Below are 22,329 nucleotides of genomic sequence, written 5' to 3'. Positions count from 1 at the left end.
TAATATCTATGTCATGGGGTGGGTAATGTAGATGGGAAGGTAGAGGAAGTGATTGGTTATTTGAACTTTTTATCGTGCGGATGAAGATTAGTATAAAAAGATTGAAGTTATTTAAGGTTTTTTGGAGATGGCTGTTTCCACGCTTGAAACATCGGATGTTGCAGTGGCTCTTGAGGGTGAGGAATATCATGCCCTGGTGAAAAGTCGACTGCCGGATTGGCTGAAGGCCGCGCCCTTCGAAACCCGCAGCTCCTACGTGGGCAACATGCAGCGCAATCAGGCGAGCAAGGCCGACCTGAGCGCTTATCTGGAGGGCTTGCAGAGCCCGGAGGACTTTGCCGCACCGCTCTTGCAAGGTGCCCTGGACCAGGAGTTCGGCACGGGCCTGGATGTGTATCAGGACCAGCTCAGGCATGTTCATATCCTGGCGGCACAAACAGCCTCCACGCCTTATCGGCAAAGGCTCACGCAACAGACGTTGTTACAGGCGGCCTTGCAGAACTTCGAAGAGAGCGAAACGACTTACTTTGGCTTCGATCGTGGGTCGCAGATACTTCGCAAGGGGCAGGGTGTCTTGCTCAAGGCGTTTACGCCACGGGAATTTGCGCGGTTATGTCGTGAGCTGGATCTGGGCGGGAAATATAAGGAACATATCGAGTCTTTTCTGCTGCGCAAGAATACTTCCGGGCAACGCGATGATAAGTTTCGTCGATTGTTCGTGGCCCACGAGATCTCCGAACTGGCGCTCCAGGCCGATATTGCCGTGATGAAAGGGCATATCGACGACTCGGCCTACCGCATGCTCAAGCAGTGGGTGAGTGGGAACGCCAACCCACTCTGGAGCCTGCATGCCGTGCAGTTTCATGAGATCAAGATGCTCGATGTGCGTATTCCCGAAAGCGGCTATCGAGGCGCTTTGCTCAAGGGTGTACTGCTGATCCGTTTCGACGTCTCGGCATCCCGCGAATCTTGCCCTTGTGTGGTGTACCTGTCCGGTGATGCCGAACAGGCGCTCAAGCAGTATTCAAGCCTGGCGGCCTTCGAGGATGACCTCAGGCGCAGGCTGCGTGATCAGCGCTATCAGCAGGCATTTCGGCGCTATCTCCATTTGCGCACGCAACCGGTGTTTTTCACTGCGCTGAACGAACGCCTGAATCCCTTGAGTGCCGAGACGCGCCGGCGTATGCCCGATGAACAGGCGCGCCTGCAACTGCAACTCGCCCGGGTAACCGGAGATCCCTTCTTCGAGTTCTATGTACAGCACACCGACAAGATGCTCGATGATGCCCGGATGCTGGCGGTGTCGACGGATGCGGAGGACAAGAAGAGCCGTAGCGCTCGCTGGCATGCCTTTCTGGATTGGGGCGTCAACCTGCTGTTTTTCGTGCCGGGCCTTGGCGAGGCGATGCTGGCGCTGGCCGGTGCCCAGATGCTGGTCCAGCTCTATGAGGGAGTCGAGGAGTGGGAACACGACGACAAGAAGCAGGCCGTGCTGGTGTTTCTCGGCGTGGTGCTGAACCTGGAGCTCGGGGCCTTCATGCAGGTCTTGGCGCGCGACGACGAAGCGGCGGCTTTTATTGACTCCCTAAAGCGGGTCAAGCTGCCGGATGGAGGAGACCGGTTATGGAAAGCCGACCTGACGCCCTATCGACATCAGCCGGCCTTGCCCGAGGGGCTCAAGCCCGACGAGTCAGGGCTGCACGTGCGCAATGGCAATACCTTCCTTGATCTGGATGGCAGCTACTACAAGCTCAAGTCCAGCCGCGTCAGCCATGAGTTCCGCGCCGAGCATCCCACCCGGGCGACCTATTCGCCCCTGTTCAGCCATAACGGCTCAGGTGCCTGGACCCATGAGTTGGAGGAGCCGTTGCGCTGGGATGCACTCAAGCTGTTCAAGCGCCTGGGGCCTGATCTGGCGGACTTTTCCCCGGAGCAGGCGACTCGAATCATGACCATCAGCGGCGTGGAGGCCGATCAGTTGCGTCCGGTCTACCTGGACCAGATAAGCCGGCCGGCGCTGCTGAGCGATACGGTGGAGCGCTTCAGGGTCGATGCCGATATCCAGCGGTTTATCGAGACCGGCACCACCAACGGCGGTGTTGTCGATTGGCGTATCCAGGAACAGTTGCTGGAGGCCTTGTGGCCGCCGACCAAGGTCTTGCGCTTCGTCAATGGCGAAGGGCGGGTGTTGAAGGAATACGGCCCGGTGGCTAACGCGGGGTTGCCGGTGGTGATCGTCAGCGAAGCCCAGATCCATGACGCCGAACTGTTGAACGTGGTGTTGCAGGGGCTTGATCATGACGACGTCAATCTATTGCTCGGGCGTCGGCCGGGTGAGGCGCGGTTGACCAGCACGGAACAACTGTCGGCGCTGAACCGGCGACTGGCCGTCGAGGCGCAGAACCAGCGCAGTGCGCTGTTCGAGGCCTATTACGAGTTTCGTACCCGTTCGCGAAATGCCTTTGTCGCTGTGTTCAAGCAAGATTTCCCCAGCTTGCCGACGGTGATTGCCGATGAGTTGGCCAGTGCGGCCAACAGCTATGAGGTCGCGTCGCTGGAGGCGGGGAGGGTGCCGCTGCGGTTGGCGGAGGAAAGCCGTTGGTATGCGCAACAGGTCCGTATCGCACGGGCCTATGAAGGGTTTTTCATCGAATCTTCGGTCAGTCTGGATGCTGATCGGTTGTTCCTGCACTCACTGGAAAACCTGCCGGGCTGGTCGAAAAAACTGCGCATCGAGCTGTATGAGCCTTCCGCACTGGCACCGGGCGGGCGCCGCCTGGTCGACAGCCTGGGGGCGACCTCCTCCGAAGCACCGCTGGAGTTGCTGCGCAAGTCGGGGGGCTATGAGATTGAAGGGCAGGACCTGCCTGGCAACCTCCAGGTGACGCTATTGCAGGCTCTGCCGAATAACCAGCTCCGGGCACTTGGATTCTCGCGTACAACCCGCCCGGAGCTGTTCAAACAGGCGGTGGTGAACCACCTGATGCTGTCCCGTCCGCGCATTCGCGCGTTGCTGAACATACAGGCGATCAAGCCCGGGTTCAGGTCGCCGATGCGTTTGAGCGATGGGCGATTCGGTTATACGCTGGGTGGGCAGCCGGGGGCGCAGGCGGTGTCGCCGAGTCATTTGTGGCTGCTGGTGGACAAGCTTTATCCCGGCAAGGATCTGGACACGGTTCGACAGTTCCTGTCGCTCGAAGGGCAGAATGACAAGGCGTTCCTGAAAGTCCTCAAGAAGCAGCAGGTCGAGTACCACAAGCTGAAACTGGCGCTCGAATACTGGCGCATCGACAGTGAGTATGAGCATGGCGGTAGCAGCACAGGCAGTTGGCTGGTCAGCCGGGCTTCCAAGTCACGGGTCGCGAGCCGGATAAAAAAGTGCTGGCGCCGGGAATCGCAATTGCTGCTCGACGCCAGTGGCCAACCGTTGGGGTATGAGCTGGACCTGTCGAGTGAGCGCCTGCTGAAGTTGCCTGAACTGGAAGAAGGCAGCTTCGAGCATGTGGTCTCATTGAAGTTGGCCCTGGTCGGACGTCGGGATCGGCGTGACTTCGATGCCTTTCTCAAGCGTTTTCCCAAGTTGCGTGAGTTGCAGATCACCGGGGGCAGGTTGACGCAGTTGCCTTCGAGCATGGGCGCGATGGGTGAGCTGCGCAGGTTGCAGCTCAACGACAACCGGATCGCCTGGACCTCGTTACTGGGGCAGCAATTGCGCAGTATGACGCGCCTGAAGCGACTGAACCTGGATGGCAACCCCTTGGGGCTGTTCAATGCCAGGGGCATGCTCCAGTTGCAGGGGCTGCAGTTGCAGCGTACCGAATTGTCCGCCTGGCCGACCGGGGTACTGGAGCTGCTCGATCTGGCGGTGCTGGATTTGCAGGGCAACCAACTGACCTCCATCCCCTGGAGCTTTTTCAGCCTGAGCAGTCGCAGGATGCGAACGGTATTGCTCTACGGCAATCCGTTTGATAACACGGCGCTCCATATGATTGCCCGGTTCATGGATCGACCCTCGATACGTTTCACCTTGCCGGGTGACACCGATATCCCGGAGCCGGGGGTGCCGAAGCTGACGCCTTTCGTGGAAAACTGGCTGGACAGCAGTTATTCGATTGAGGAGCAGGAGCGAAAAAGGGCGTTGTGGGAACTGCTTGCCCAGGAGCCCGGGAGCGGAACCTTCCTTGAGTCGATTGCCGCACTGCGCGCCTCGGCGGACTATCGCGTCGAATACCGGGGCCAGTTGAGCCGACGTGTCTGGCGGATGATCGAGGCGGCGGCTGCCAGCAGCACCTTGCGTCAGATCCTGTTCGACTGGACGACCGACCTGGACACCTGTGCCGATGGCTTTACCGAGGTGTTCAGCCGGTTGGGCGGCGAGGTATTGCTCTACGAGGCGAATCAACTGGTGGGTGATGCCAGGGAAGCGGCGTACCTCGCGTTGGCTCGGGGACGCTCGCGGTTGGCGCGACTGAACGATATCTCCAAAGTCGAAACCTCCAGCCAGGAGATTGCCAGGGCCGCCCGCATCGACGACGCCAGGGCCCAGGCCATGGCCGCGGCGCGCGAGCGGCACCAGAGCGAGGCCGATATCGAGATGGCAGGGCGTGTGGCTGCCGAGGCCGCCGATGAACGCTGGCCCCATGTCGATGAGGTCGAAATCTATCTGGCCTACCGTGTCGATCTCGCGGTACGCCTGGCGCTCCCTTGGCAACCTTTGGCCATGCTGTATCGGGGTTCCAGCAATGTCACCCGGGACATGACCCAGGAAGCGGGTGATCGCATCCTGGCGGCCGAGAACATACCCGGCAAGCAGGTCGAGCTGCTGCTTGAGCAGCCGGTGTGGAAAGATTACCTGAAGACCCTGCCCGAGATGGAACGCCAGGCGAGCGCTGCACAGGAGCAGTTGCAAACCCTGGAAGAACTGCGTGAGGCGCTGGAAGAGCTGGCACGCCAGCCACAAGCCTCGCCGCGGGACATCACCCGTTGGACCGAGACGGTGCGGCAGGGGGCGAGTGCCTTGGGGATCGCCGAGGCGGACATTCCCATGGGCCGGGAAATGAGCGATACGGTGTATGAGCAGGCGCTCGAAGGGATCGACCGTGAGCGAAAAGCCGGAGAGGTGCGGATCACCCAGCGCGCGCTGGATCGTGCGCAGGTGCCCGAGAGTTCAGACCTGTGAAGCCCGTCCCTTGAAAACAGCCGCTGCTGCGTCGGAGGGGGACGGGCCAGTGCATGGCCCTGTTCAGATACCGATATTGCCCAGGGTTTGCACGATGTTGCGCAAGGTGCCGGCGATGGCTGGGTGTTCGAGCTCGAAGCGCTCCACGGCGAGGTTGACGCCGTCCGCAAGGTTGGTGTCCTGGGTCGAGGTCTCCAGTTTGATTTGTGCGTCGATCTGCTGCATCAGCAATTGCAGGTGTTCACGCTCTTCCGGTGAGAGCGGTGGGTTCTGCTCCAGTTGCTCGCGCAGTGTATTGAGTTGGTCTTGCAGTTCGCGGGCAGGCATTGTGGTACTTCCTCTTTGGATAATCTCTGGCACATAGACCGCCATGTGGCGATAAAGGTCTGTGCCTGATGTCAGAGTAATCCACTCGCGCGCGGCCTGCATGACCTTGATCAAGATCGCCGCGTCAGGGCTTCTCGCCCTTGAGCCGGCGCAGGGCGATATCGTCCAGGCAGGTCGCCAGTTCACCCAGGTGATCGATCACCGAGTGCACGCCCAGGCCGAACAGCTCGACGGTGGCCTTGCCGCGTTTGCGTTCCCGCTCCTTCTGCGGCAGTGCCTGCCACTCCACGGGCGACAGGCCGCACAAGGGCCCGCAAGAGGCCAGGCCGATGGTCCAGAGCCCGGCATTCAGGCCCGATTGCAGCAGGCGCGGCTCGCCGCTGACCAGCACGCAGCCGTCCAGTTGCGCCACGCCGAGGGCCATCAGCGCATGCCAGCAAGCGTTGGGCGCCGGCCATTGGGCGCAGTTGGCGGGGGTAAGGGTGGGTTTGATCCAGCTCGGCAAGGTCGCGGCGAGGGGTTGGCTGAGGCTGTGGGGCAATTCATCCAGCCAGGCGCAGGGTACGCCGCGTTGTTGTAGGCCTTGCAAGATCTCCAAGGCACCCTGCGTCGCGTGGTTGTGTTCGCCCGGGTCCAGGTGAGGGCGGGCGCGGGCGCCGAAGTCCACCAGGCAACCGCTCAGGCCAAAGAGCAGGGCGGTGGGCGCGGGCAGCGGTAAGGCGGCGGGTAATGGCATGGCAACGTCCCTGAAATGACTTCGCAGGTTAAGACACTGCCATGACAGTAGGATGACGGCGGCCTGCCCCCGTGTCATCTGTAAATCTTTGCAGGACTTGTCTCGAGCAGACTGCCTAATCGAAGTTATCCGCTTTATACTGGCCGCTTTTCGAGGGTGCGGTTGCCCAGCCCCGTGTTATCCAAGGAGTTCTTTTTATGCGCTGGATCAATCGTCTAGCTCAACTGTCCCTGTGTGCCGGCGTTGCGCTGGTGCCATTTGCCGCACAGGCGGCAGACGAAGATCCATGGGAGAGCGTCAACCGCCCTATCTTCAAGTTCAACGATGTGCTGGATACCTACGCGCTGAAACCTTTGGCCCAGGGCTATCAGGCAGTGACGCCGCAGTTCCTGATCGACGGCATCCACAACATGTACCGCAACATCGGCGATGTGCAGAATCTGGCCAACGACGTGTTGCAGCTCAAGCCTCAAGCGGCGGGTGTCGATACTTCACGGATCTTCTTCAACACCATCTTCGGTGTTGCGGGTTTCTTCGATGTCGGCACCAAAATGGGGCTGCAGCGTAACGACGAAGATTTCGGCCAGACCCTGGGACACTGGGGCGTGGGCAGCGGTCCGTACGTGGTGATCCCGTTCTTCGGCCCGAGCACCCTGCGTGACGCGCCGTCCAAGTACGTCGACACCTACACCCAGCCCTGGCGCTACATGAACGACATTCCGGCGCGCAACATGGCGCTCGGCGCGGAAGTGATCGACACCCGCACCAGCCTGTTGTCCAGCGAGAAGCTGATCACCGGCGACAAGTACATCTTCATCCGCAACGCCTACCTGCAGAACCGCGAGTTCAAGGTCAAGGACGGCAAGGTTGTAGACGATTTCTAAGGGCTTGTCGGGTAAATGAAAAAGGCGACCTCACGAGGTCGCCTTTTTTGTGCCTGGCGGGCCTCAGTTCATCTTGAGGATATGCAACCCCAGGCGCTGGCCGCCGCCTTCGTCTTGGACCCAGACCACCTCCGTCTCGGCCTCCAGGCCCTTGAGCGCCGGATGGTCGGAATCAATACGCACCAGCAACGTGTCGCCGGCCTTGAAGGCCCGTGGCGCGGCGATCTGCATGCCGCTGCTCGACAGGTCCAGGCAGGTCGCGGAAATCTCCAGCCCGGCATGGATCAGCGTCACGTCGGCGTCGACGCGCATACGGATGTAATCGCGCTTTTCACTATAGTCCTGATCGGTTCGGCTCATCACTTCTGTCCTTCGATTCCGTTGTGGTTTGCACTGTTCTTATAACTCCCGGTGATTTGAGGTGTAAAGACGTCAGGCGACCATCGGCATGAGCTTGAAACGCCCGGCGGATGGGAGTACCGTCTGCGCCTTAGAAGGGCACCTCTGATACCGATGCACCGGACGTGATCGTCCGACCCGATTCGGGACAGAGAGGCTAGAAAGCGAATCCAGTAGTACGAGTCGGGCACGTTGCCTTGCTGTCTACGCCAACCTAATTCTGGCGCCGTTTGCCCACATGCAAAAAACCAGTGCCACGCTGCTGATAATTGATGACGACGAAGTAGTGCGTGCAAGCCTTGCGGCCTACTTGGAAGACAGCGGATTCAGCGTCCTGCAGGCCGGCAATGGCTTGCAGGGTCTTGAGGTATTCGAGCAGTCCAAGCCTGATCTGGTGATCTGCGACCTGCGCATGCCCCAGATGGGCGGCCTCGAGCTGATTCGTCAGGTGACCGACCTGTCGCCGCAGACGCCGGTTATCGTGGTGTCCGGCGCGGGCGTCATGAACGACGCTGTCGAAGCGTTGCGCCTGGGTGCCGCGGACTACCTCATCAAGCCCCTTGAGGACCTTGCCGTCCTGGAGCACTCCGTGCGCCGGGCGCTGGATCGTGCGCGGCTGCTGCTGGAGAACCAGCGCTACCGCGAGAAGCTGGAAACCGCCAACCGAGAGCTCGAAGCCAGCCTGCACCTGCTCCAGGAAGACCAGAACGCCGGTCGCCAGGTGCAGATGAACATGCTGCCGACCAGCCCGTGGAGCATCGACAACTTCCAGTTCGCGCACCAGATCATTCCGTCGTTGTACCTGTCGGGCGATTTTGTCGACTACTTCCGCGTCGATGAGCGCCGCGTGGCGTTCTACCTGGCGGACGTGTCCGGCCATGGGGCATCGTCGGCGTTCGTCACCGTGCTGCTGAAATTCATGACCACGCGCCTGCTGTTCGAATCCAAGCGCAACGGCACCTTGCCGGAGTTCACCCCGTCGCAGGTGCTAGGCCATATCAACCGCGGCCTGATCAACTGCAAGCTGGGCAAGCACGTGACCATGGTCGGCGGCGTGATCGACGAAGAAACCGGATTGCTGACCTACAGCATTGGCGGGCATCTGCCGTTGCCGGTGCTCTACACCCCGGACAGCGTGCGTTACCTGGAAGGGCGTGGTTTGCCGGTGGGCTTGTTCAACGAGGCCACCTATGAAGATCACATCCTGGAACTGCCGCCGGCGTTCAGTTTGACGCTAATGTCTGATGGCATTCTGGACCTTTTGAAGCAAGATACACTCAAAGAGAAAGAGGCTGCTTTACCTGAACTGGTAAAAACAGCCGGGGGCAGCCTGGATGGCTTGCGCCAGGTCTTTGGATTGGCCACGCTAGGGGAGATGCCGGATGATATCGCCCTGTTAGTGTTGAGCAGGAACATTTGATGAGTACCGGTAGAATCCAGTTCGCCGAGCAGGATGGCACCTTCGTTCTGAAGTTTGTCGGTGAAGTTCGCCTGACCCTCTGTTCAGCGTTGGATGCAACAATTGAAAGGATCTTCACGGCGCTGAACTTTTCGGCGATCGTGATCGACCTGACGGAAACCCGCAGCATCGACAGCACCACGCTGGGTTTGCTGGCCAAACTGTCGATCTTGTCGCGGCAGAAGGTGGGCTTGTTGCCGACCGTGGTCACCACCCACGAAGACATCACCCGGTTGTTGCAGTCCATGGGCTTTGACCAGGTCTTCAACATCGTCAACCATCCGATCCCGTGCACGGATTGCCTGACCGACCTGCCGTCGCAGGATCAGTCGGAAGAGGTGGTGCGGGTCAAGGTGCTGGAAGCGCACAAGATCCTGATGGGCCTGAACGACTCGAACCGCGAAGCCTTTCACGACCTGGTGAATGCGCTGGAGCGTTCCTGACCGACTGACGCCGAGCGCGTACAAAAAAGGGCGACACCTTCCCAGGTGCCGCCCTTTTTGCGCTTCTCTCGAACCTGGAGCCGGCTTGAACCGGCGATAAACGACAATACGGTCCTACGCGGTCCCCTGTGGGAGCGGAGCTTGCCCGCGAAGAACGATAACGCGGTCCCTAGCCGATCGCGTTACCGCCCCTCCAACAACTCCCCAGCCTGATCCAGCAAAGCCAGCGGATCCTTGGCCTTGTGAATATCCACCGACAGCAACTGCCGAAACCGCCGCGCCCCTGGAAACCCGGTACCCAGCCCCAGCACATGCCGGGTGATATGGTGCATCGCACCGCCATCGGCAATATGCGCCGCCACATAAGGCCGCAACTGCGCCAACGCTTCCGCCCGTGAAATCACCGGTGCTTCACTGCCAAACAACTGCTGATCCACCTCAGCCAGCAGATACGGGTTGTGATACGCCTCACGGCCCAGCATCACCCCATCAAACGTCTGCAAATGCTCGTGACACTGCTCCAGCGTCTTGATCCCGCCGTTAAGGATGATTTCCAACGCCGGAAAGTCCTGCTTCAACTGAGCCGCCACGTCATACCGCAACGGCGGAATATCCCGGTTCTCCTTCGGCGACAGCCCTTCCAGAATTGCGATCCGCGCATGCACGGTGAAGCTGCGGCAACCGGCTTCCTGCACTTTACCCACGAAATCGCAGAGTTCGGCGTAGCTGTCACGACCGTTGATGCCAATACGGTGTTTCACCGTGACCGGAATCGACACGGCATCGCGCATGGCTTTCACGCAATCGGCCACCAGCTCCGGATGCCCCATCAGGCAGGCACCGATCATATTGTTCTGCACCCGGTCGCTGGGGCAGCCGACGTTGAGGTTCACTTCGTCGTAACCGGCGTCCTGGGCCATACGGGCACAGGCGGCGAGGTCGGCAGGAACGCTACCACCCAATTGCAGCGCCAGTGGGTGCTCGGCTTCGTTGTGACGCAGGAACCGCTCATGGTCGCCATGAAGGATGGCGCCGGTGGTGACCATTTCGGTGTAGAGCAGGGTGTGTTTGGAGAGTAGGCGTAGGAAGAATCGGCAATGTCTGTCAGTCCAATCCATCATCGGGGCAACGCTAAAGCGTCGAGATGGCTCGGGGCGGGAAGGTGTAGCGTCGTTCAAAGGCATGGAAGGTCTGTCGCTGTAGGCGCAGCCGGCGCGGATGGGGCAGGGCGCGGGCTTGAGTGGCGTGAGGCTGAATGGGGCGCAGTTTATCAGGAAATGGGTTTGATCGCCGGGGCTGGCAAGCGCAGCAGGCGTTTGAAATGTTTCGCTTCAAATGCTGGCTTGAGCGCTTCGAGTGCTCCGCTACCCTTATTGCTGCTGCCCATTCTCCCTTCTGCTGTATTACGCGAAAGCACTCTCCTTGGATGCCGCGCTGGAAGCAGATGAAGAGCGCGACGCTTAGGCCGGTAAACTCAGCTGCTCGCATCGCGACATTTGGCGCTATGATTGTGCCAAATGTCGTAGGGAGGTCACCGCCATGTCCGCAGCGAAGCCAGCTAACAAGCCAACCGTTAAATCCACAGGAAAAGGAGTAACGGTGCCAAGGACAGAGAGCGTTACCAGAAAACCTACTGAGGTGCTATTACATGGCCGCAAAGGTGATGAGCGCATGCTGATTATCCGGTACACGCAGGAAGGCTTTGACCTGAGTGACGTCAGGGACATGCTTTCAACATCCGCTTTGTACATGGAGCACGACCTGGTTCAGCGCATTACAGGGAAGTCTGTCAGGACCGTCCAGCGTTTGGCGAAAGAGACCAAGCCGGTACGCCTGAACCAGCAGCAAAGTACGGTTGCGTTTCAGTATGCCCAGACCTTGGAGCACGCCACCAACGTGTTTGGCAGCCAGCAGTTGGCTGAGGATTGGCTGAAGAAACCCTGCAAGTACCTGGACGGTAACGTCCCGCTGGAACTGATCGAGAACTCGCTTGGCTTCCAGGTGGTGGAGGATTACCTGACCCGGATTGAACACGGGGTCTACCAATGAATCCTTTGCCCTGGGACGGGCGGTGGCACGCTTGGCGCCTCGACCGTGAGATCTACAAGGATACCTGGGACAGTGGCATTGGTGCGCAACGATCCGGTGGCCGATGGAACCCACCCGGCCGCCGGGTGATTTATGCGTCGTCCGACCCGTCCACGGCTATTCTGGAAGTTACGGCCCACTTGGGGTTCGATGCACTGGATAGGGTGCCCCATGTGCTGACGTGCTTTGAGGTGCTGGATTCGTCGCTTATCAAGGTTGTGCAGCCAGAAGATGTGCCGAACCCGAATTGGCTTGTCCCTTCGTTACCCTCGCCCAATCAGCGACAGTTTGCTGATGAGTTGTTGGCGCAGCATCCCTTCGTGCTGATCCCTTCGGCGGTGACTCGGCATTCCTGGAATTTGCTGGTGAGCTGCGATTTGGCGGCTGAGCAGTTCAGACTTGTGTCGCAGGAGCGGTTTGGGCTGGATACTCGGTTGCTTAAGTAAGCGGTGATTGGCCAGTAGGGACTCAAACCAGAGGGGGTAAGGGGACTGACTTATTTGACTTTCTACGTATGGCATCTACCGTCTTGATGGCCAATGTTGGCAAGCTAAGGGACTACAGTAATGGCTAATGTATTTGTTGAACCACGACCAAAGGGAAAACCAGAAGGCGCTGCAATTGCTGATTATGTACTTGAGCATGCAGGTGGTCTTAGAGTCACTGATACAGACTACAAGACCCAAAAGGACGCTATAGACGCAGCAAAAAAATTGGGTCACCAGCCTTTGGTTGCACGAGTCCGAAATACTGATAAGGGTAAACCTGATCACTGGCGGTCAGCCTAACCGGCAGAAAAAATGGACTGATTTATTTTCCAGTTTTCCGCTGTTGGTACTTGATGGTTCTCAGCGAGGATTAAATAAATCCGTCCGCTTTTCGGTCCTTAATATTCAACTCTGGAGTCGTTCAGTTGTGGGTAAGAATTAAATTTTATCCCATGTTTTTCTAGTTCTAAAGTACGAGTCGTCGTTGGCGAATCCACCTAAGATTTCGCCGAAATAAGGTGTGGCCATCCTATCGACTTGCCTACTTAGGTTTTCCAGCGCAAAAAGAACCTCCGACCAGTACCGGATCATTTGGAGTATATACAGCTGCCTTTTTGGAGCTACGGCTTCAAAGACTCCAGTCCGATGGCTCGCATCCTCAAAGTCACTGATCGCTGCTCCATCTTCAGATGTGTGCGAAATCATTCCAATTTGACTCAAGTACCTGTTAGTGAGTTCGGCTTTCTTTTTTATAATTTGTTTTTTTTGTTCCGTAATATCTATCTTGAAAATTTGCATATCGATTTTTTTATACCACTCTCCAGTAGGATCGGATTGGCGTGAGCTTCCAACTAAGAAGTCGAAATTTGAATAGCGGTCACCTTTAGCAAATTTTGAAAGAATGGATAGAATGCTGGAGTGTATGGGGTTGTCAAGTTTTTGCAGTGTTCTGAGTTTTATTTTTCTTTTTTCTATTACGGCTTGGGACTGGTTGTATAATTTGACTAGGTCATGACCAATTGATTTTTTAAGCTGTTCGTCGGTAGGGAAACTTCCATTTGTTTCGATGAAGTGATCTAAAGTTAGGCAAAGTTTTCCTATTCGTTCTAGTCCTATGCTTAGGTTGCTAAAAGCCTGGAAATAAAGACCTTGTGTGGCATAATTTGCTCTACGGATTTGAGTCACTCCAGAACCGAGTAGCTCTTTGGTAAACATTGCTTCTTTGCAAAGCGCGCGAAATATAGGTGTTGAATTCATTTTTTTAGTTTTCCAGTCCGATGGAGTGAGTAGGCGAATTCTTCTCTATCATACAAGCCAAATAACGCATTGATATATTGGAAAATGGGCGCATTTATTTTTCCAGTTTTCTGCTGTTGGCGCTTGGTGGCTGTTTACGGGATTAAATAAATACTCTCGTTTTTTTCTTGATTTAGGTGCTCCATACGTTCTCTGCTTTTTAGATGTGTATGTAATGCTCTAGCGGTGTGTAGCCTGGTTAGGCTTGCCACGAAGGTAAAAACAAGAAAAAGTGACCACGCTGTTATCATCAGGAGAAGGCCTCGCTGCTGGCTTAGGCCGTTATTGACATAGTCGTTGTATCTGCTGTCGATAAAAAATGAGCAAATTGTATCTAGGTTTTTTTCTTGAAACTCTGGTGTGATAAATTTTTCAAGTGATGCAGATGAGCGGCACTCAGCAGGTGTCAAAAAAATGTCTGCAAAAATTTTAAATTTAACATTGTCTTCGGATATATAAAATGAAGGAACATCGGGTGCATTTTTTAATGAAACCATTAGATATTTTGTAATCGCGAATTGTGAGGTTGTGGCAGCTATTGCGATAAATAAAATTGTTACTATCAATTTAGGTGTTTCTATTCCTTTTGAAATTGATTTTGTCTTTATTTTTAGTTTGCTAAAGTCACTCCAGTCAATGTAATTTCTTGCTCTAGCAACGTCTCTTGATGATATGTCGTTTTTCAAAATCCAGTCCGCAGAAAGCCTAGCTTGCTTCAGGTTTTTTGCAGGAATGTTAAATTCAAAACGGTAGTACTCTAGCTCCCTAAGGTCCTTTCGCATTTGTTCGAATAGCGAATCATTAAATTTATCGATCCCTCCGCAAAGACGCCAAAATAGGTCGCGTAAAAATAAGAGCGAGCCGGAGCGTGTATAGATATAGATTATAAATCCGAATATGAAAATCGCGGTGGCGATGCTGGTGAAAGTTGCGTAGTTTTCAAGAGGCCAAGAGAGTGCGTTTTCGTGTGATTGAGTCATGGATTTTATCTGAGGAATTTTTGGTTGAGTGGTGTTGAAAAAAGAGTAAATTTGTTTTTTCTCAATAGAAACGGTCTTCCTGCTTCAGGATGAAAATACGGCTTACCGTTCGGACGGAGATACCTAGAAATAACAATGCTAGTAACACCCCGCCAGTCATGATGTAAAAACCGGGGCGGTAGGTGTGTAGTTCTGTGGTGATACTACTAGTTTGCAGGAACCAACGTGAATAAAGCAACGAAATTACCCCGTTCACCTCATATCGGGCTTTTTGCCCATAGCGCTCGTCCCTGTATTCACCTTCGTGAACATGGCCGTCGTGATCGATAAACTGGTAATGGATTACTTTGTCGTTCTTGTTCATTGGGATGTCCTCCAGTTGCGTCACGGTACCTTTGATCTCAAGGGCGCTCAACTGGATTGCCGCATAGATGGATCCTTCCTGTCGTGCCATAGCAGCCAGTAGCAGCAATACAAAGCATGCTATGGTGAGCAGGATGACTCGGTTGTACAGATGGTCTCTTTCAGCTTCGCGTGGGTAAAACATTATACGGTCCTTCGTAAAAAGGTAATTAGACACTCGGCTGTATCGGCTGCGGAACAGATAACTTTAAACTCTTCAATGACAGCTTTTGGCTGATTTTAAAAAAAATAGATCCTCTGGACGGCCTGCGAAAATTAACTCATCGACCAGCAAGAGAGTACGGAGCATGTAGGGTCAGTTATTGAATGGGTACAGGAGGGATGCCTACTGTGTGAGTGTTACTGAAGGTTGCTGCACCAATATTTTCGGTTGCGTCATCATACCTTGCGCCCTACAGTTGGCCTTCGCGGCAAACTCCGCGAACGACCTTGGCCGGTCGGAATGGCAGCAGCTCTTGGCAACCAATGGGAGCTTCATTCAATGGACTACACCCCCCTCGACTCATCCAAACCCACCGAACACACCATCCTCTTCATCGACAGACAAGCCCCACTGCATGATCTGCTGGCCTGTGCCGCCCAACGCATTACGTCTGCGCGGGATATGTTGGACAGCATTTCGTGCATGAGCACTCATCACTCGGACGGCATCGATTTGATGCGTATTTCTGGCGTGGCCGCGCTGTTGCTACAAGATGGTTGTGATGTGCTGCGGGTCGTTGAGCAGCGCTTAATGGCCTGACACTGTATCGGGTGGCGTGTCGCTTAACGAAATGATCAGGTGCTATCTGATAGCGATCGAGCAGCACGCCCCTTTGGCCAAACCAAGCGGGTGACCCCAAGGCAACCGAAGAGATATCGTTGGGGACGGTCCTTGACGCCATTTCACCAGTCAGCGGCTAGTCGAGTCTGCGTTCTGGCTCCAGCGCCGGACACGTATCGTCCCCACCTGTTCATTCGTGGTGAATTTACCGTTATCGGCTTCCTGTACCAGCCCAATCTTCACATCCCGAATGGACGCTAACAGCTCTTCGCCGATATTACGTTTGGCATCCCGTTCCGTGAGTTCTTTTTCAGTCAGGGGCATGATTCAGCTCCTTGGCGATTCTGCGTCATATGTTTGCAGGTGTGTTTTCGGTGACGCTTTTTACCGTGGATGGTTAGCGTGAGCAGGGTGACGCTGGCACCAGGTTTTGGAAAAACTCAGAGTCCCGCTCATAGATCATCGAGGAAAATTTTTATTGTAGGTCGGAGTGGCTGCCATTCTTGACAGGATACGGGTGCTTCACCTTGTTGGTGTGTGGGATTTTTCTGATAATTAGTTGGGGTTCGTCTCTGGAAGCGATGTTGCTCTTCTTTTAGTGTTTATCCGCCTTTATATCTAACGCCGTTTTTCATACATCAAGGATGTGAAACATGGCGCACGGATTCATCAATGAAAAGACCACTCATTACCCCAGTCTAAAAAGCCAGCTGCTGATACAGCGCGGCTCACATGCGCTCACCAAGTTCGACACGACCAATAGTCACCTGCGCCGCTCGATGGTCACCCCAGGGCAACTGGTGATCGTACCCGACGACAGCACGGCCTCCTGCACCTTTGAAGAAGCCTGGTTGATGACCCGGGCCCGGGAAGTCGATCTGGCCCTGAGCCTCGAACCCAGGGCAGGTGTAGAGATCCTGAACAACTATGATTTGTTGCAAGGCTTGCTGGGCTATAGCTCGATTGGTATCGGCAGTTCCACTGCGGCCTGGGGGCGGCATTTGACCGGGGTTGAGGACACCTTGAAGGACATCGAAAAGCTGCATCAGCGGCATCTGAAAGGCGGCGCTTCGGCCAGGGCCGAGTTCATCGCCAAGCGCCAGGCACTGTTCCAGAAGCTGGACATGCAACTCCAGGGCGTCGGTCATTACGGCACCAGCCTGCGGCACAACAAGTCGATCAAGAAGATGCTCAGTATTTCCACCCGGAGTTACCTGCATCGCCAGGAAATCGACGGGTATGCACAACGGATCAACAAGATTGCCAGCACCTCCCGTTTCCTGAGCAAAGGTGGCTATGTGGGTATGGCGCTGGACGTGGGGGCGGCGGGGCTGGCGATTCAGGAGGCGTGTTCGACGGGGCGGGAGGAGCAGTGCAGGAAGGCGCGGTATGTAGAGGGAGGTAAAGCGGCGGCAGGGATTATAGGGTCTCACTTCGGAGGAAAGCTGGGAGCCCATGCCGTGGGAGTTGTATGCGTCTTTGGACTTGGTGTCGTCTCGGGAGGATGGGGCGCTTTGAGTTGCGGGATTATTGGCGGCGCTGTCGGTGGCTATACCGGCGGGATCATCGGTGGAGGACTGGGAGAGCGTTTCGGTAATTTTATTTATGAGAGGGCGTACTGATGGAGACGTTGATGCTAGTGGCGGATGTTCTATTCTTGTTTTCTGCCTTCTTTGGTACGGGACTTTTAGCCTATCTCGCCAAAACCAAACTGGATGTGGCCGAAGCATATTTTAAGGATAACGCGACGATGATCGGTCATCACCGCTGGTGGGGTGGTAACTCCTATGACAGTCGAATCATGCGAGTGTACTTTGTCGGCTCATTCTTCATGTTTCCAAAGCTTTACATGCGGCGAGGATTGCTCACCGAACAGGAGCTTGAACCTGTCCCAATAGCCCTGCAGCGTTGGTTCAAGCTCCCCCAGTACTTGGGGATACTGTTTATTTTGCTCTGTATCTTTCATTTGGTGGTGCCCGTCACCGATGAATTGTGATGGGGGAAAGAGGGAAAGGGGGACACCCATTAGCCTTCTTACCGGCCAGGTAGGTGTGAAACAGATTCCAGACGCCCGACAGTTTTTCGCCTTGCAGGCGCAAGCAAGACCGGCCCCAATATCTGAAACAAAGACATCAGGGCCATCCCCCTATGACTGTTGCTCGTTCCAGGCCGTGCCCTGCACCGGCTTGCCTTTGAAGGTGCCGCTGGCCTTGGCCACGCCTTCATAGGTATCACTGGGCTTGGTGCCAGGAAGCGTGGGGAAGGGAAAGTCTTGCGCATCCACCAAACTGACCACATGGAGCACGGCATCGAACGATGGAATCTCTACCTTGAACTCCATGAAGAACACCACGCCGGTCGGACCGGTCCAGGTTCTTCCTGTCGGCGTCATCGTGCAATCCGTCTGGAAGTAGGTGGTCCCATCGGGGAACTCGATCGTTGCCTTGCTCGGCACCGGCACATCGAGCTTTGGCGCAGGAGCACTCTTGCTGAATGTCGTGTAGTGCGAGATGTGCACTCCGTTGTCCAACTGCATGGCCTGCAGGAACCACATGACCGGGTGGGCAGCGTCTCCGAAATTGCCATACTCGTGGTCCATCCACGTAAGCCCCTTCACCGCAAACTCATCGTCGCCGACGGTCAGTGTCCCCTCCGTGTGTATCCGTGTCAGCGAGTAGTAGTAGTTGTTCTGCTTCAGGCCACCCGGTTTTTCCGGATAGTCCAGCACACCATGGCCCCATACAAACAGCGGGCGTCCTTCCTGTGACATCCTCAACGAAAACTTCACGACCGTCTTGGTGTCCGTGTCCACGATCACGGCTTCTACCTGCATGTTTTTTGTCGGATCAGCCTGCGGCGCTTTCATCGTCACATAGGACACACCGTCGAGGCCTGTCTGTTTCACCCACCAGTCCTTGCTCGGGTCGCTTTCCGCCCAATCCTTGATACCCGGAATCAAGGAGGTCAGTTGATAGTGCTTCTGGTTCTCTACATCCGTCAGCATCACCTGGAAGAAACCCAACGGATAGAACGCCGCCGTGTTGATCTCAAAGCCGAAGACACGCTCGCCTGCCTTGAGCGTGCCGGTATGCCACCACCATTCAGTCGGTGCGCCGACGTGCAGGTACTGGTCCTTGGGAAGGTGGAGGACCACTTCGGACGGGGGAATGGGAACAGGAACAGGAGGATGCGCAAGCTGCGATGACTTCATGATGTCGCCTCTCTCTATGGAAACCAGATGGTGGGTGTCGACCGCGCCTGTACCCGCGCACTGCTGTGCGCCTGTGCAGGAGAAAGAAATCTACTGTCAGCGAAGGCCGGGGCAACCCGGTTCGGCGGGGGAAGGGCTGTCAGGGCGCAGAAGAGGTGTCGCACACTCGAGGTGACACCTGGGCTGGTCATGTCTTCTTCCATGAAAGAGGAGCATCGTTATGGGCCGGCTATTGGGGCCGGGGTTTCAAACGTCCTGGCCGATAAGGCTAGCTGACAATTCTGAAGCTGCAATGTCAATTTGATGCCATTGGTTATTCAGGGCTGGATGCCGAAAAGACATTGCCAGCATGGCCCCCAAGGGCAAGTGCTACTCCGACCCGGCTTGCTGTACGGGCGCCAATCATGCTTTCCTGCCATGTCCGTCGGATCGGTGGCATTACCGCAATGTGCAATCAAACTTCTGAATACCAGCATGGGGCCTGTTTATGTCGAGTGAAGTGAAGCTGGTTGTTTTGATTTCCACCCAGGCAGGGCGAGGGCAGGCGCAGATTGATGCATTTGAAAAGCTTGCCCCACTGGTCAGAAATGAAGAGGGATGCCTGCAATACGATCTTCATCGGGTTGCTGGCAATGACGACCAGTTTGTTTTGATGGAGCGTTGGGCATCGACATCAGCCCTGGCGGCTCATGACCTTACGCCTCATATGATTGCGGCGGGTACACACAACCCTACCTTCAGGGCTGGTCCCGCAACCGTTTTGCACCTTGGCCCAACGATTCCAGCCTAGCTGCGCGAGGGCTTGGGCCAATTTTGACGCGGTCCAGGGGCGAGCCTGCTCGGCGGTTATGATGTGTTGCGGGTCGTTGAACCGCTCATAAGGACCTGACACTGCCTGGCGTGCCGCTCAACGACATGATCAAACACTATTTGGTCGCGGCTGAGCGGGCACGCGCCTATTTTTCATAAGACGTTATCAGTATTAGCTGGGTTGTAGGATGTTTCTGAAGGTTGGTGGGTGCCGATATTAAATCAAAGCCACATTGTATTTTGAAATCCCGTTTTTCCTGGCTGCTATCGTCTTCTGCATATGGGAGCAGTTTCAATAAGCTTGTTACTTATAAGTTTGTATCCGATTGTAGTCATTTCTGACACATTTCTTCATGTTCTCTTGTGTCTGTTTGTGCATGCTTGAGCAACTTCCGTAAGTCTCTTCTGAACGGCGGCACGCCACTTTCGCCTGCTCGAAAAGTTTCATGTTCGAAAGCTTGAGGTGTTTCATAGCATCAGCGAATATCGCCGGTCTCAGCTATACCCCTATATAGAGTCCTCAGACTCAACAGCCAGGCACCCGGCCTGACACCGCATGCCGGAACTTGACTTTCAATTCGCAGAAGAGGTTTCGCGTCTATGCAAGACAGCCATATCATCATCAGGCCGCTGTCGGAGATTGATGCGCAACCGTACAGGGAAATCCGCCTTCGCGCGATTGTCGATGCCCCCTCCACCATGTGGCCAACGGCCGAGGAAGAGCTGGCCTGGCCGGTGGCGCAAACCGAGGCCCTGCTTCATGCCACTGTGCATGAGATTGTGTTCGGGGCCTTTGCCGGAGAACACCTGATAGGGGTCACCAGCCTGCACCGTGAGCCTGTTCGACAGGCCGAGCACACCGGCTTTGTATGGGGCGTCTTTGTTGATTCGGCTTATCGTCGACAAGGCGTCGCGCGCAAACTCTTCGAAGCCGTCGTCGCGCAGGCCAGGGCGACTGGCGTCATTCAGCTCCATCTGTCCGTCAATACCGAGAACTTCGCCGCCAGCAACTTCTATCGCTCGCTTGGCTTCGAGTCCTTCGGCATCAAGCCCCGCGTGCTGTGGGTCGGCGGACGCTTTTATGATGAAGAGCAAATGGGGCTGCGCCTGGACGACTGACGCAGAGATGTACCCTGATGGCGGCCAAGTGTGCCGAGCAACGATCACGTTGTCGGCCCGGCGCCAGTCTAGGTTTTCTCGGGTAGCTCCGCTTCTTCCACCATCACGCAGTTGCGGCCGTTCTGCTTGGCCCGGTACAGCAGCTTGTCCGCCTTGTCGAATACGGCGGCGACGGATTCCTTCTCTGGTGTCCAGAGGGCAACGCCGAACGAAACCGTGATATGTCCGACGGTGTCGATGGCTTTGCTTTCGATCGAGACCCGAAGCCGTTCGGCCACTTCGGCCGCCGTCTTGAGCGAGCTGTCCGGGAGCAGCAGCACAAACTCTTCACCGCCCACCCGGCAGGGCAAGTCGTTCGCCCGTGAGTTCTGTTTCATCAGGTCGGCGACGATTCGAAGGGTTTCATCGCCCGCACCATGACCGAAGGTGTCGTTTACCCGCTTGAAGTGATCGATGTCCAGGGACACAACGGCGAATGAATGACCGGTTTCCTCCCAGAGCGTCAGCGCATCTTGCATGGCCCGGCGATTGGCCAGCCCGGTCAGCGCATCACTCTGGGCCTGCCGGTTCAGCCGGCTGATCTTTTCCTGCAGCAGGCCGACGCTGAACAGCAGGGCCCGACGGATTTGCCAGGCTTCGTTGAAAAAGGCTGAAACCGCACTGATGCGCTTGTAGCTGTCAGGCGCATCCAGGCGTTTCGCATACCTGGCCAGCAGGGAAAGGGGGCTGGCTATCTTGGTCCCCGACCACCAGATGAGCACGAGGCCGAGCAGTCCCAGCGGGGCGATTCCCTTGCCGACTTTGATCATCAGGTGATTCAGCGTCGCCAGGGTATTGTTGAGCGGCTGTTGTGAAACCACGCCCCAGCCGCTACTGGAAACGGTTTCGAAGCCGGCAAGCATTTCGATGCCGTTGGCATCGTGGGACTGGAGGCTACCGTTCTTGTTTTGCAAGGCGGCATCCACGATGGGGTCATCTCCCACGATGGTGCCGATGTTGTCGGGTCGAGGGTGATAGAGCACGCGACGTGTTTTGTCGACCAGATAAACATAGGCCCCGTCATGGCGGACATGCTGATCGACCAGGGTGTGCAGGGCGTTTTCCTGGTCGAGCCGGACGGTCCCGCCGATAAGGCCCAGGTATTCTCCCCTGGCGCCGAATACGGGATAAGAGATGAAGATCACGAGATTGCCGGCGATCGACTTGAATGCGTTGCTGATCTTCGGCTCGCGGCTTTGCAGGGGCTCTGTGTTGCGCAGCGCCTGGCCATTGATGTTCAGACTTTCTGGCGCCGATGCCACGACCGTGCCGGAGGCGTTGGCCATCAGGATGGAGTTGAAACTGTTGTCCTGATTCAGCAATCGCAGGGCTTCGTCACCCAGGCGTCCCTGGTCGTTAAAACCCTTGCCGATAACACTGGCGCTGTATTTGAGCTTGTCGATGTCGGAGCTGAGGACTTGCTCGATACCCGCGGCGATTCTTGAGGCATAGTCCTTGTTGTTATCGAGTGCGTGGGTAATCAGTTCCTGTTTCTGAACCTTGTAGATAACCCAGAAACTGTTGGCCAGGGTGGTGACTGCGGAGAGTAGTGCAATCAGCAGGATGAGAGTGCGCAGGTTAAGCGTTGGCTTTGGCCGGGTGGGCATTTGATGAGATCCGGATAGACATGGGAATACCTGTAGCGTGGGTGAAGCACGGGGACGATGGGCGCGCGTGGCTTACGC

General features: G+C 56.1%; 21 protein-coding genes and 1 pseudogene. 12 read left to right on the top strand and 10 right to left on the bottom strand.

Features of this window, described 5'->3' with window-relative positions; all coding sequences use genetic code 11:
- Positions 1 to 196 precede the first annotated feature (196 nt).
- Positions 197 to 5,179, top strand: a complete 4,983-nt coding sequence (locus M5C56_RS32445) for a DUF6543 domain-containing protein (protein ID WP_247262991.1) — start codon at positions 197 to 199, stop codon at positions 5,177 to 5,179.
- Positions 5,180 to 5,242: 63 nt separating this feature from the next.
- Here the strand turns inward: M5C56_RS32445 and M5C56_RS00945 are convergent, their stop codons facing one another.
- Both M5C56_RS00945 and M5C56_RS00940 read right to left on the bottom strand, forming a co-directional pair.
- Entirely contained in the window at positions 5,243 to 5,506 is a 264-nt protein-coding gene (locus tag M5C56_RS00945) for a DUF4404 family protein (protein WP_103495771.1), read from the bottom strand.
- Between the two features lie 124 nt (positions 5,507 to 5,630).
- The gene (locus tag M5C56_RS00940) at positions 5,631 to 6,242 is read right to left on the bottom strand and encodes a phosphatase (protein WP_103495770.1); all 612 of its coding nucleotides are present in this window, start codon (positions 6,240 to 6,242) and stop codon (positions 5,631 to 5,633) included.
- Between the two features lie 197 nt (positions 6,243 to 6,439).
- On the opposite strand from M5C56_RS00940, the gene M5C56_RS00935 reads away from it, so the two are divergent.
- Positions 6,440 to 7,126 (top strand): VacJ family lipoprotein, encoded by a 687-nt coding sequence (locus tag M5C56_RS00935; RefSeq protein WP_103495769.1) that lies wholly within the window; start codon positions 6,440 to 6,442, stop codon positions 7,124 to 7,126.
- 63 nt (positions 7,127 to 7,189) lie between these two features.
- Here the strand turns inward: M5C56_RS00935 and M5C56_RS00930 are convergent, their stop codons facing one another.
- Positions 7,190 to 7,486: a PilZ domain-containing protein gene (locus M5C56_RS00930; protein WP_103495768.1), complete on the bottom strand. Its 297-nt coding sequence runs from the start codon at positions 7,484 to 7,486 to the stop codon at positions 7,190 to 7,192.
- A gap of 277 nt (positions 7,487 to 7,763) precedes the next feature.
- On the opposite strand from M5C56_RS00930, the gene rssB reads away from it, so the two are divergent.
- Together rssB and rssC are read left to right on the top strand one after the other, a co-directional pair.
- Positions 7,764 to 8,945, top strand: a complete 1,182-nt coding sequence (rssB, locus tag M5C56_RS00925; protein WP_103495767.1) for a two-component system response regulator RssB — start codon at positions 7,764 to 7,766, stop codon at positions 8,943 to 8,945.
- Entirely contained in the window at positions 8,945 to 9,427 is a 483-nt protein-coding gene (rssC, locus tag M5C56_RS00920) for an anti-sigma factor antagonist RssC (protein ID WP_103495766.1), read from the top strand. The genes rssB and rssC overlap by 1 nt, the downstream gene beginning before the upstream one ends.
- A 182-nt stretch (positions 9,428 to 9,609) precedes the next feature.
- On the opposite strand, the gene dusA is transcribed toward rssC, so the two are convergent.
- Positions 9,610 to 10,611 carry a tRNA dihydrouridine(20/20a) synthase DusA gene (dusA, locus tag M5C56_RS00915; protein ID WP_103495765.1) on the bottom strand — a complete coding sequence of 334 codons (1,002 nt, stop codon included), beginning with the start codon at positions 10,609 to 10,611 and terminating at the stop codon, positions 9,610 to 9,612.
- A gap of 355 nt (positions 10,612 to 10,966) precedes the next feature.
- Between dusA and M5C56_RS00910 the strand changes: the two genes are divergently transcribed.
- From M5C56_RS00910 to M5C56_RS00900, 3 genes are all read left to right on the top strand, one after another.
- Positions 10,967 to 11,476 (top strand): antitoxin Xre/MbcA/ParS toxin-binding domain-containing protein, encoded by a 510-nt coding sequence (locus M5C56_RS00910; protein WP_103495764.1) that lies wholly within the window; start codon positions 10,967 to 10,969, stop codon positions 11,474 to 11,476.
- Positions 11,473 to 11,961 carry an RES domain-containing protein gene (locus M5C56_RS00905; RefSeq protein ID WP_103495763.1) on the top strand — a complete coding sequence of 163 codons (489 nt, stop codon included), beginning with the start codon at positions 11,473 to 11,475 and terminating at the stop codon, positions 11,959 to 11,961. Before M5C56_RS00910 ends, M5C56_RS00905 begins: the two co-directional genes overlap by 4 nt.
- A gap of 120 nt (positions 11,962 to 12,081) precedes the next feature.
- Positions 12,082 to 12,303 carry a DUF2188 domain-containing protein gene (locus M5C56_RS00900; RefSeq protein ID WP_103495762.1) on the top strand — a complete coding sequence of 74 codons (222 nt, stop codon included), beginning with the start codon at positions 12,082 to 12,084 and terminating at the stop codon, positions 12,301 to 12,303.
- A 138-nt stretch (positions 12,304 to 12,441) separates the two neighbouring features.
- On the opposite strand, the gene M5C56_RS00895 is transcribed toward M5C56_RS00900, so the two are convergent.
- From M5C56_RS00895 to M5C56_RS00885, 3 genes are all read right to left on the bottom strand, one after another.
- On the bottom strand, positions 12,442 to 13,260 hold the full coding sequence (locus tag M5C56_RS00895; protein WP_247262990.1) for a hypothetical protein: 819 nt from the start codon (positions 13,258 to 13,260) through the stop codon (positions 12,442 to 12,444).
- A gap of 134 nt (positions 13,261 to 13,394) precedes the next feature.
- Positions 13,395 to 14,279 carry a DUF6216 family protein gene (locus tag M5C56_RS00890; RefSeq protein WP_247262989.1) on the bottom strand — a complete coding sequence of 295 codons (885 nt, stop codon included), beginning with the start codon at positions 14,277 to 14,279 and terminating at the stop codon, positions 13,395 to 13,397.
- Between the two features lie 61 nt (positions 14,280 to 14,340).
- The gene (locus tag M5C56_RS00885) at positions 14,341 to 14,826 is read right to left on the bottom strand and encodes a hypothetical protein (RefSeq protein WP_103495760.1); all 486 of its coding nucleotides are present in this window, start codon (positions 14,824 to 14,826) and stop codon (positions 14,341 to 14,343) included.
- 357 nt (positions 14,827 to 15,183) lie between these two features.
- On the opposite strand from M5C56_RS00885, the gene M5C56_RS00880 reads away from it, so the two are divergent.
- A complete protein-coding gene (locus M5C56_RS00880; protein ID WP_103495759.1) occupies positions 15,184 to 15,444 on the top strand; it encodes a hypothetical protein in 261 nt (86 codons plus the stop codon).
- A gap of 252 nt (positions 15,445 to 15,696) precedes the next feature.
- Here M5C56_RS00880 and M5C56_RS32440 read toward each other — a convergent pair.
- Positions 15,697 to 15,789: pseudogene (locus M5C56_RS32440) on the bottom strand (transcriptional regulator); the annotation flags it as partial.
- Positions 15,790 to 16,118: 329 nt separating this feature from the next.
- Between M5C56_RS32440 and M5C56_RS00870 the strand changes: the two are divergent.
- Together M5C56_RS00870 and M5C56_RS00865 are read left to right on the top strand one after the other, a co-directional pair.
- A complete protein-coding gene (locus tag M5C56_RS00870) occupies positions 16,119 to 17,087 on the top strand; it encodes a hypothetical protein (protein WP_103495758.1) in 969 nt (322 codons plus the stop codon).
- Complete coding sequence (locus M5C56_RS00865) at positions 17,087 to 17,461, top strand: hypothetical protein (protein WP_103495757.1); 375 nt, start codon at positions 17,087 to 17,089, stop codon at positions 17,459 to 17,461. Before M5C56_RS00870 ends, M5C56_RS00865 begins: the two co-directional genes overlap by 1 nt.
- A gap of 150 nt (positions 17,462 to 17,611) precedes the next feature.
- On the opposite strand, the gene M5C56_RS00860 is transcribed toward M5C56_RS00865, so the two are convergent.
- On the bottom strand, positions 17,612 to 18,676 hold the full coding sequence (locus M5C56_RS00860; protein ID WP_103495756.1) for a lipocalin-like domain-containing protein: 1,065 nt from the start codon (positions 18,674 to 18,676) through the stop codon (positions 17,612 to 17,614).
- 487 nt (positions 18,677 to 19,163) lie between these two features.
- On the opposite strand from M5C56_RS00860, the gene M5C56_RS00855 reads away from it, so the two are divergent.
- Positions 19,164 to 19,466: an antibiotic biosynthesis monooxygenase family protein gene (locus M5C56_RS00855; protein ID WP_103495755.1), complete on the top strand. Its 303-nt coding sequence runs from the start codon at positions 19,164 to 19,166 to the stop codon at positions 19,464 to 19,466.
- 620 nt (positions 19,467 to 20,086) lie between these two features.
- Positions 20,087 to 20,605 (top strand): GNAT family N-acetyltransferase, encoded by a 519-nt coding sequence (locus tag M5C56_RS00850; RefSeq protein ID WP_103495754.1) that lies wholly within the window; start codon positions 20,087 to 20,089, stop codon positions 20,603 to 20,605.
- A gap of 68 nt (positions 20,606 to 20,673) precedes the next feature.
- On the opposite strand, the gene M5C56_RS00845 is transcribed toward M5C56_RS00850, so the two are convergent.
- Positions 20,674 to 22,251 (bottom strand): sensor domain-containing diguanylate cyclase, encoded by a 1,578-nt coding sequence (locus tag M5C56_RS00845; RefSeq protein WP_103495753.1) that lies wholly within the window; start codon positions 22,249 to 22,251, stop codon positions 20,674 to 20,676.
- Between the last annotated feature and the right edge of the window lie 78 nt (positions 22,252 to 22,329).

It is taken from the genome of Pseudomonas sp. MWU13-2862 (assembly GCF_023242495.1).
Taxonomy (GTDB): domain Bacteria; phylum Pseudomonadota; class Gammaproteobacteria; order Pseudomonadales; family Pseudomonadaceae; genus Aquipseudomonas; species Aquipseudomonas gingeri_D.
The sequence above is the reverse complement of the archived record's forward strand: the minus strand, read 5'-3'. Positions and strand labels throughout refer to the sequence as shown.

Excerpts from the sequence above, each read along its gene's own strand:
- M5C56_RS00860 (WP_103495756.1), bottom strand. The coding sequence starts at position 18,676 with ATGAAGTCATCGCAGCTTGCGCATCCTCCTGTTCCTGTTCCCATTCCC.
- M5C56_RS00930 (WP_103495768.1), bottom strand. The coding sequence starts at position 7,486 with ATGAGCCGAACCGATCAGGACTATAGTGAAAAGCGCGATTACATCCGT.
- M5C56_RS00885 (WP_103495760.1), bottom strand. The coding sequence starts at position 14,826 with ATGTTTTACCCACGCGAAGCTGAAAGAGACCATCTGTACAACCGAGTC.
- M5C56_RS00945 (WP_103495771.1), bottom strand. The coding sequence starts at position 5,506 with ATGCCTGCCCGCGAACTGCAAGACCAACTCAATACACTGCGCGAGCAA.
- M5C56_RS00870 (WP_103495758.1), top strand. The coding sequence starts at position 16,119 with ATGGCGCACGGATTCATCAATGAAAAGACCACTCATTACCCCAGTCTA.
- M5C56_RS00850 (WP_103495754.1), top strand. The coding sequence starts at position 20,087 with ATGCAAGACAGCCATATCATCATCAGGCCGCTGTCGGAGATTGATGCG.
- rssB (WP_103495767.1), top strand. The coding sequence starts at position 7,764 with ATGCAAAAAACCAGTGCCACGCTGCTGATAATTGATGACGACGAAGTA.
- dusA (WP_103495765.1), bottom strand. The coding sequence starts at position 10,611 with ATGCCTTTGAACGACGCTACACCTTCCCGCCCCGAGCCATCTCGACGC.
- M5C56_RS00865 (WP_103495757.1), top strand. The coding sequence starts at position 17,087 with ATGGAGACGTTGATGCTAGTGGCGGATGTTCTATTCTTGTTTTCTGCC.
- M5C56_RS00905 (WP_103495763.1), top strand. The coding sequence starts at position 11,473 with ATGAATCCTTTGCCCTGGGACGGGCGGTGGCACGCTTGGCGCCTCGAC.
- M5C56_RS00845 (WP_103495753.1), bottom strand. The coding sequence starts at position 22,251 with ATGCCCACCCGGCCAAAGCCAACGCTTAACCTGCGCACTCTCATCCTG.
- M5C56_RS00890 (WP_247262989.1), bottom strand. The coding sequence starts at position 14,279 with ATGACTCAATCACACGAAAACGCACTCTCTTGGCCTCTTGAAAACTAC.
- M5C56_RS00935 (WP_103495769.1), top strand. The coding sequence starts at position 6,440 with ATGCGCTGGATCAATCGTCTAGCTCAACTGTCCCTGTGTGCCGGCGTT.
- M5C56_RS00900 (WP_103495762.1), top strand. The coding sequence starts at position 12,082 with ATGGCTAATGTATTTGTTGAACCACGACCAAAGGGAAAACCAGAAGGC.
- M5C56_RS00880 (WP_103495759.1), top strand. The coding sequence starts at position 15,184 with ATGGACTACACCCCCCTCGACTCATCCAAACCCACCGAACACACCATC.
- M5C56_RS00910 (WP_103495764.1), top strand. The coding sequence starts at position 10,967 with ATGTCCGCAGCGAAGCCAGCTAACAAGCCAACCGTTAAATCCACAGGA.
- rssC (WP_103495766.1), top strand. The coding sequence starts at position 8,945 with ATGAGTACCGGTAGAATCCAGTTCGCCGAGCAGGATGGCACCTTCGTT.
- M5C56_RS00940 (WP_103495770.1), bottom strand. The coding sequence starts at position 6,242 with ATGCCATTACCCGCCGCCTTACCGCTGCCCGCGCCCACCGCCCTGCTC.
- M5C56_RS00855 (WP_103495755.1), top strand. The coding sequence starts at position 19,164 with ATGTCGAGTGAAGTGAAGCTGGTTGTTTTGATTTCCACCCAGGCAGGG.
- M5C56_RS00895 (WP_247262990.1), bottom strand. The coding sequence starts at position 13,260 with ATGAATTCAACACCTATATTTCGCGCGCTTTGCAAAGAAGCAATGTTT.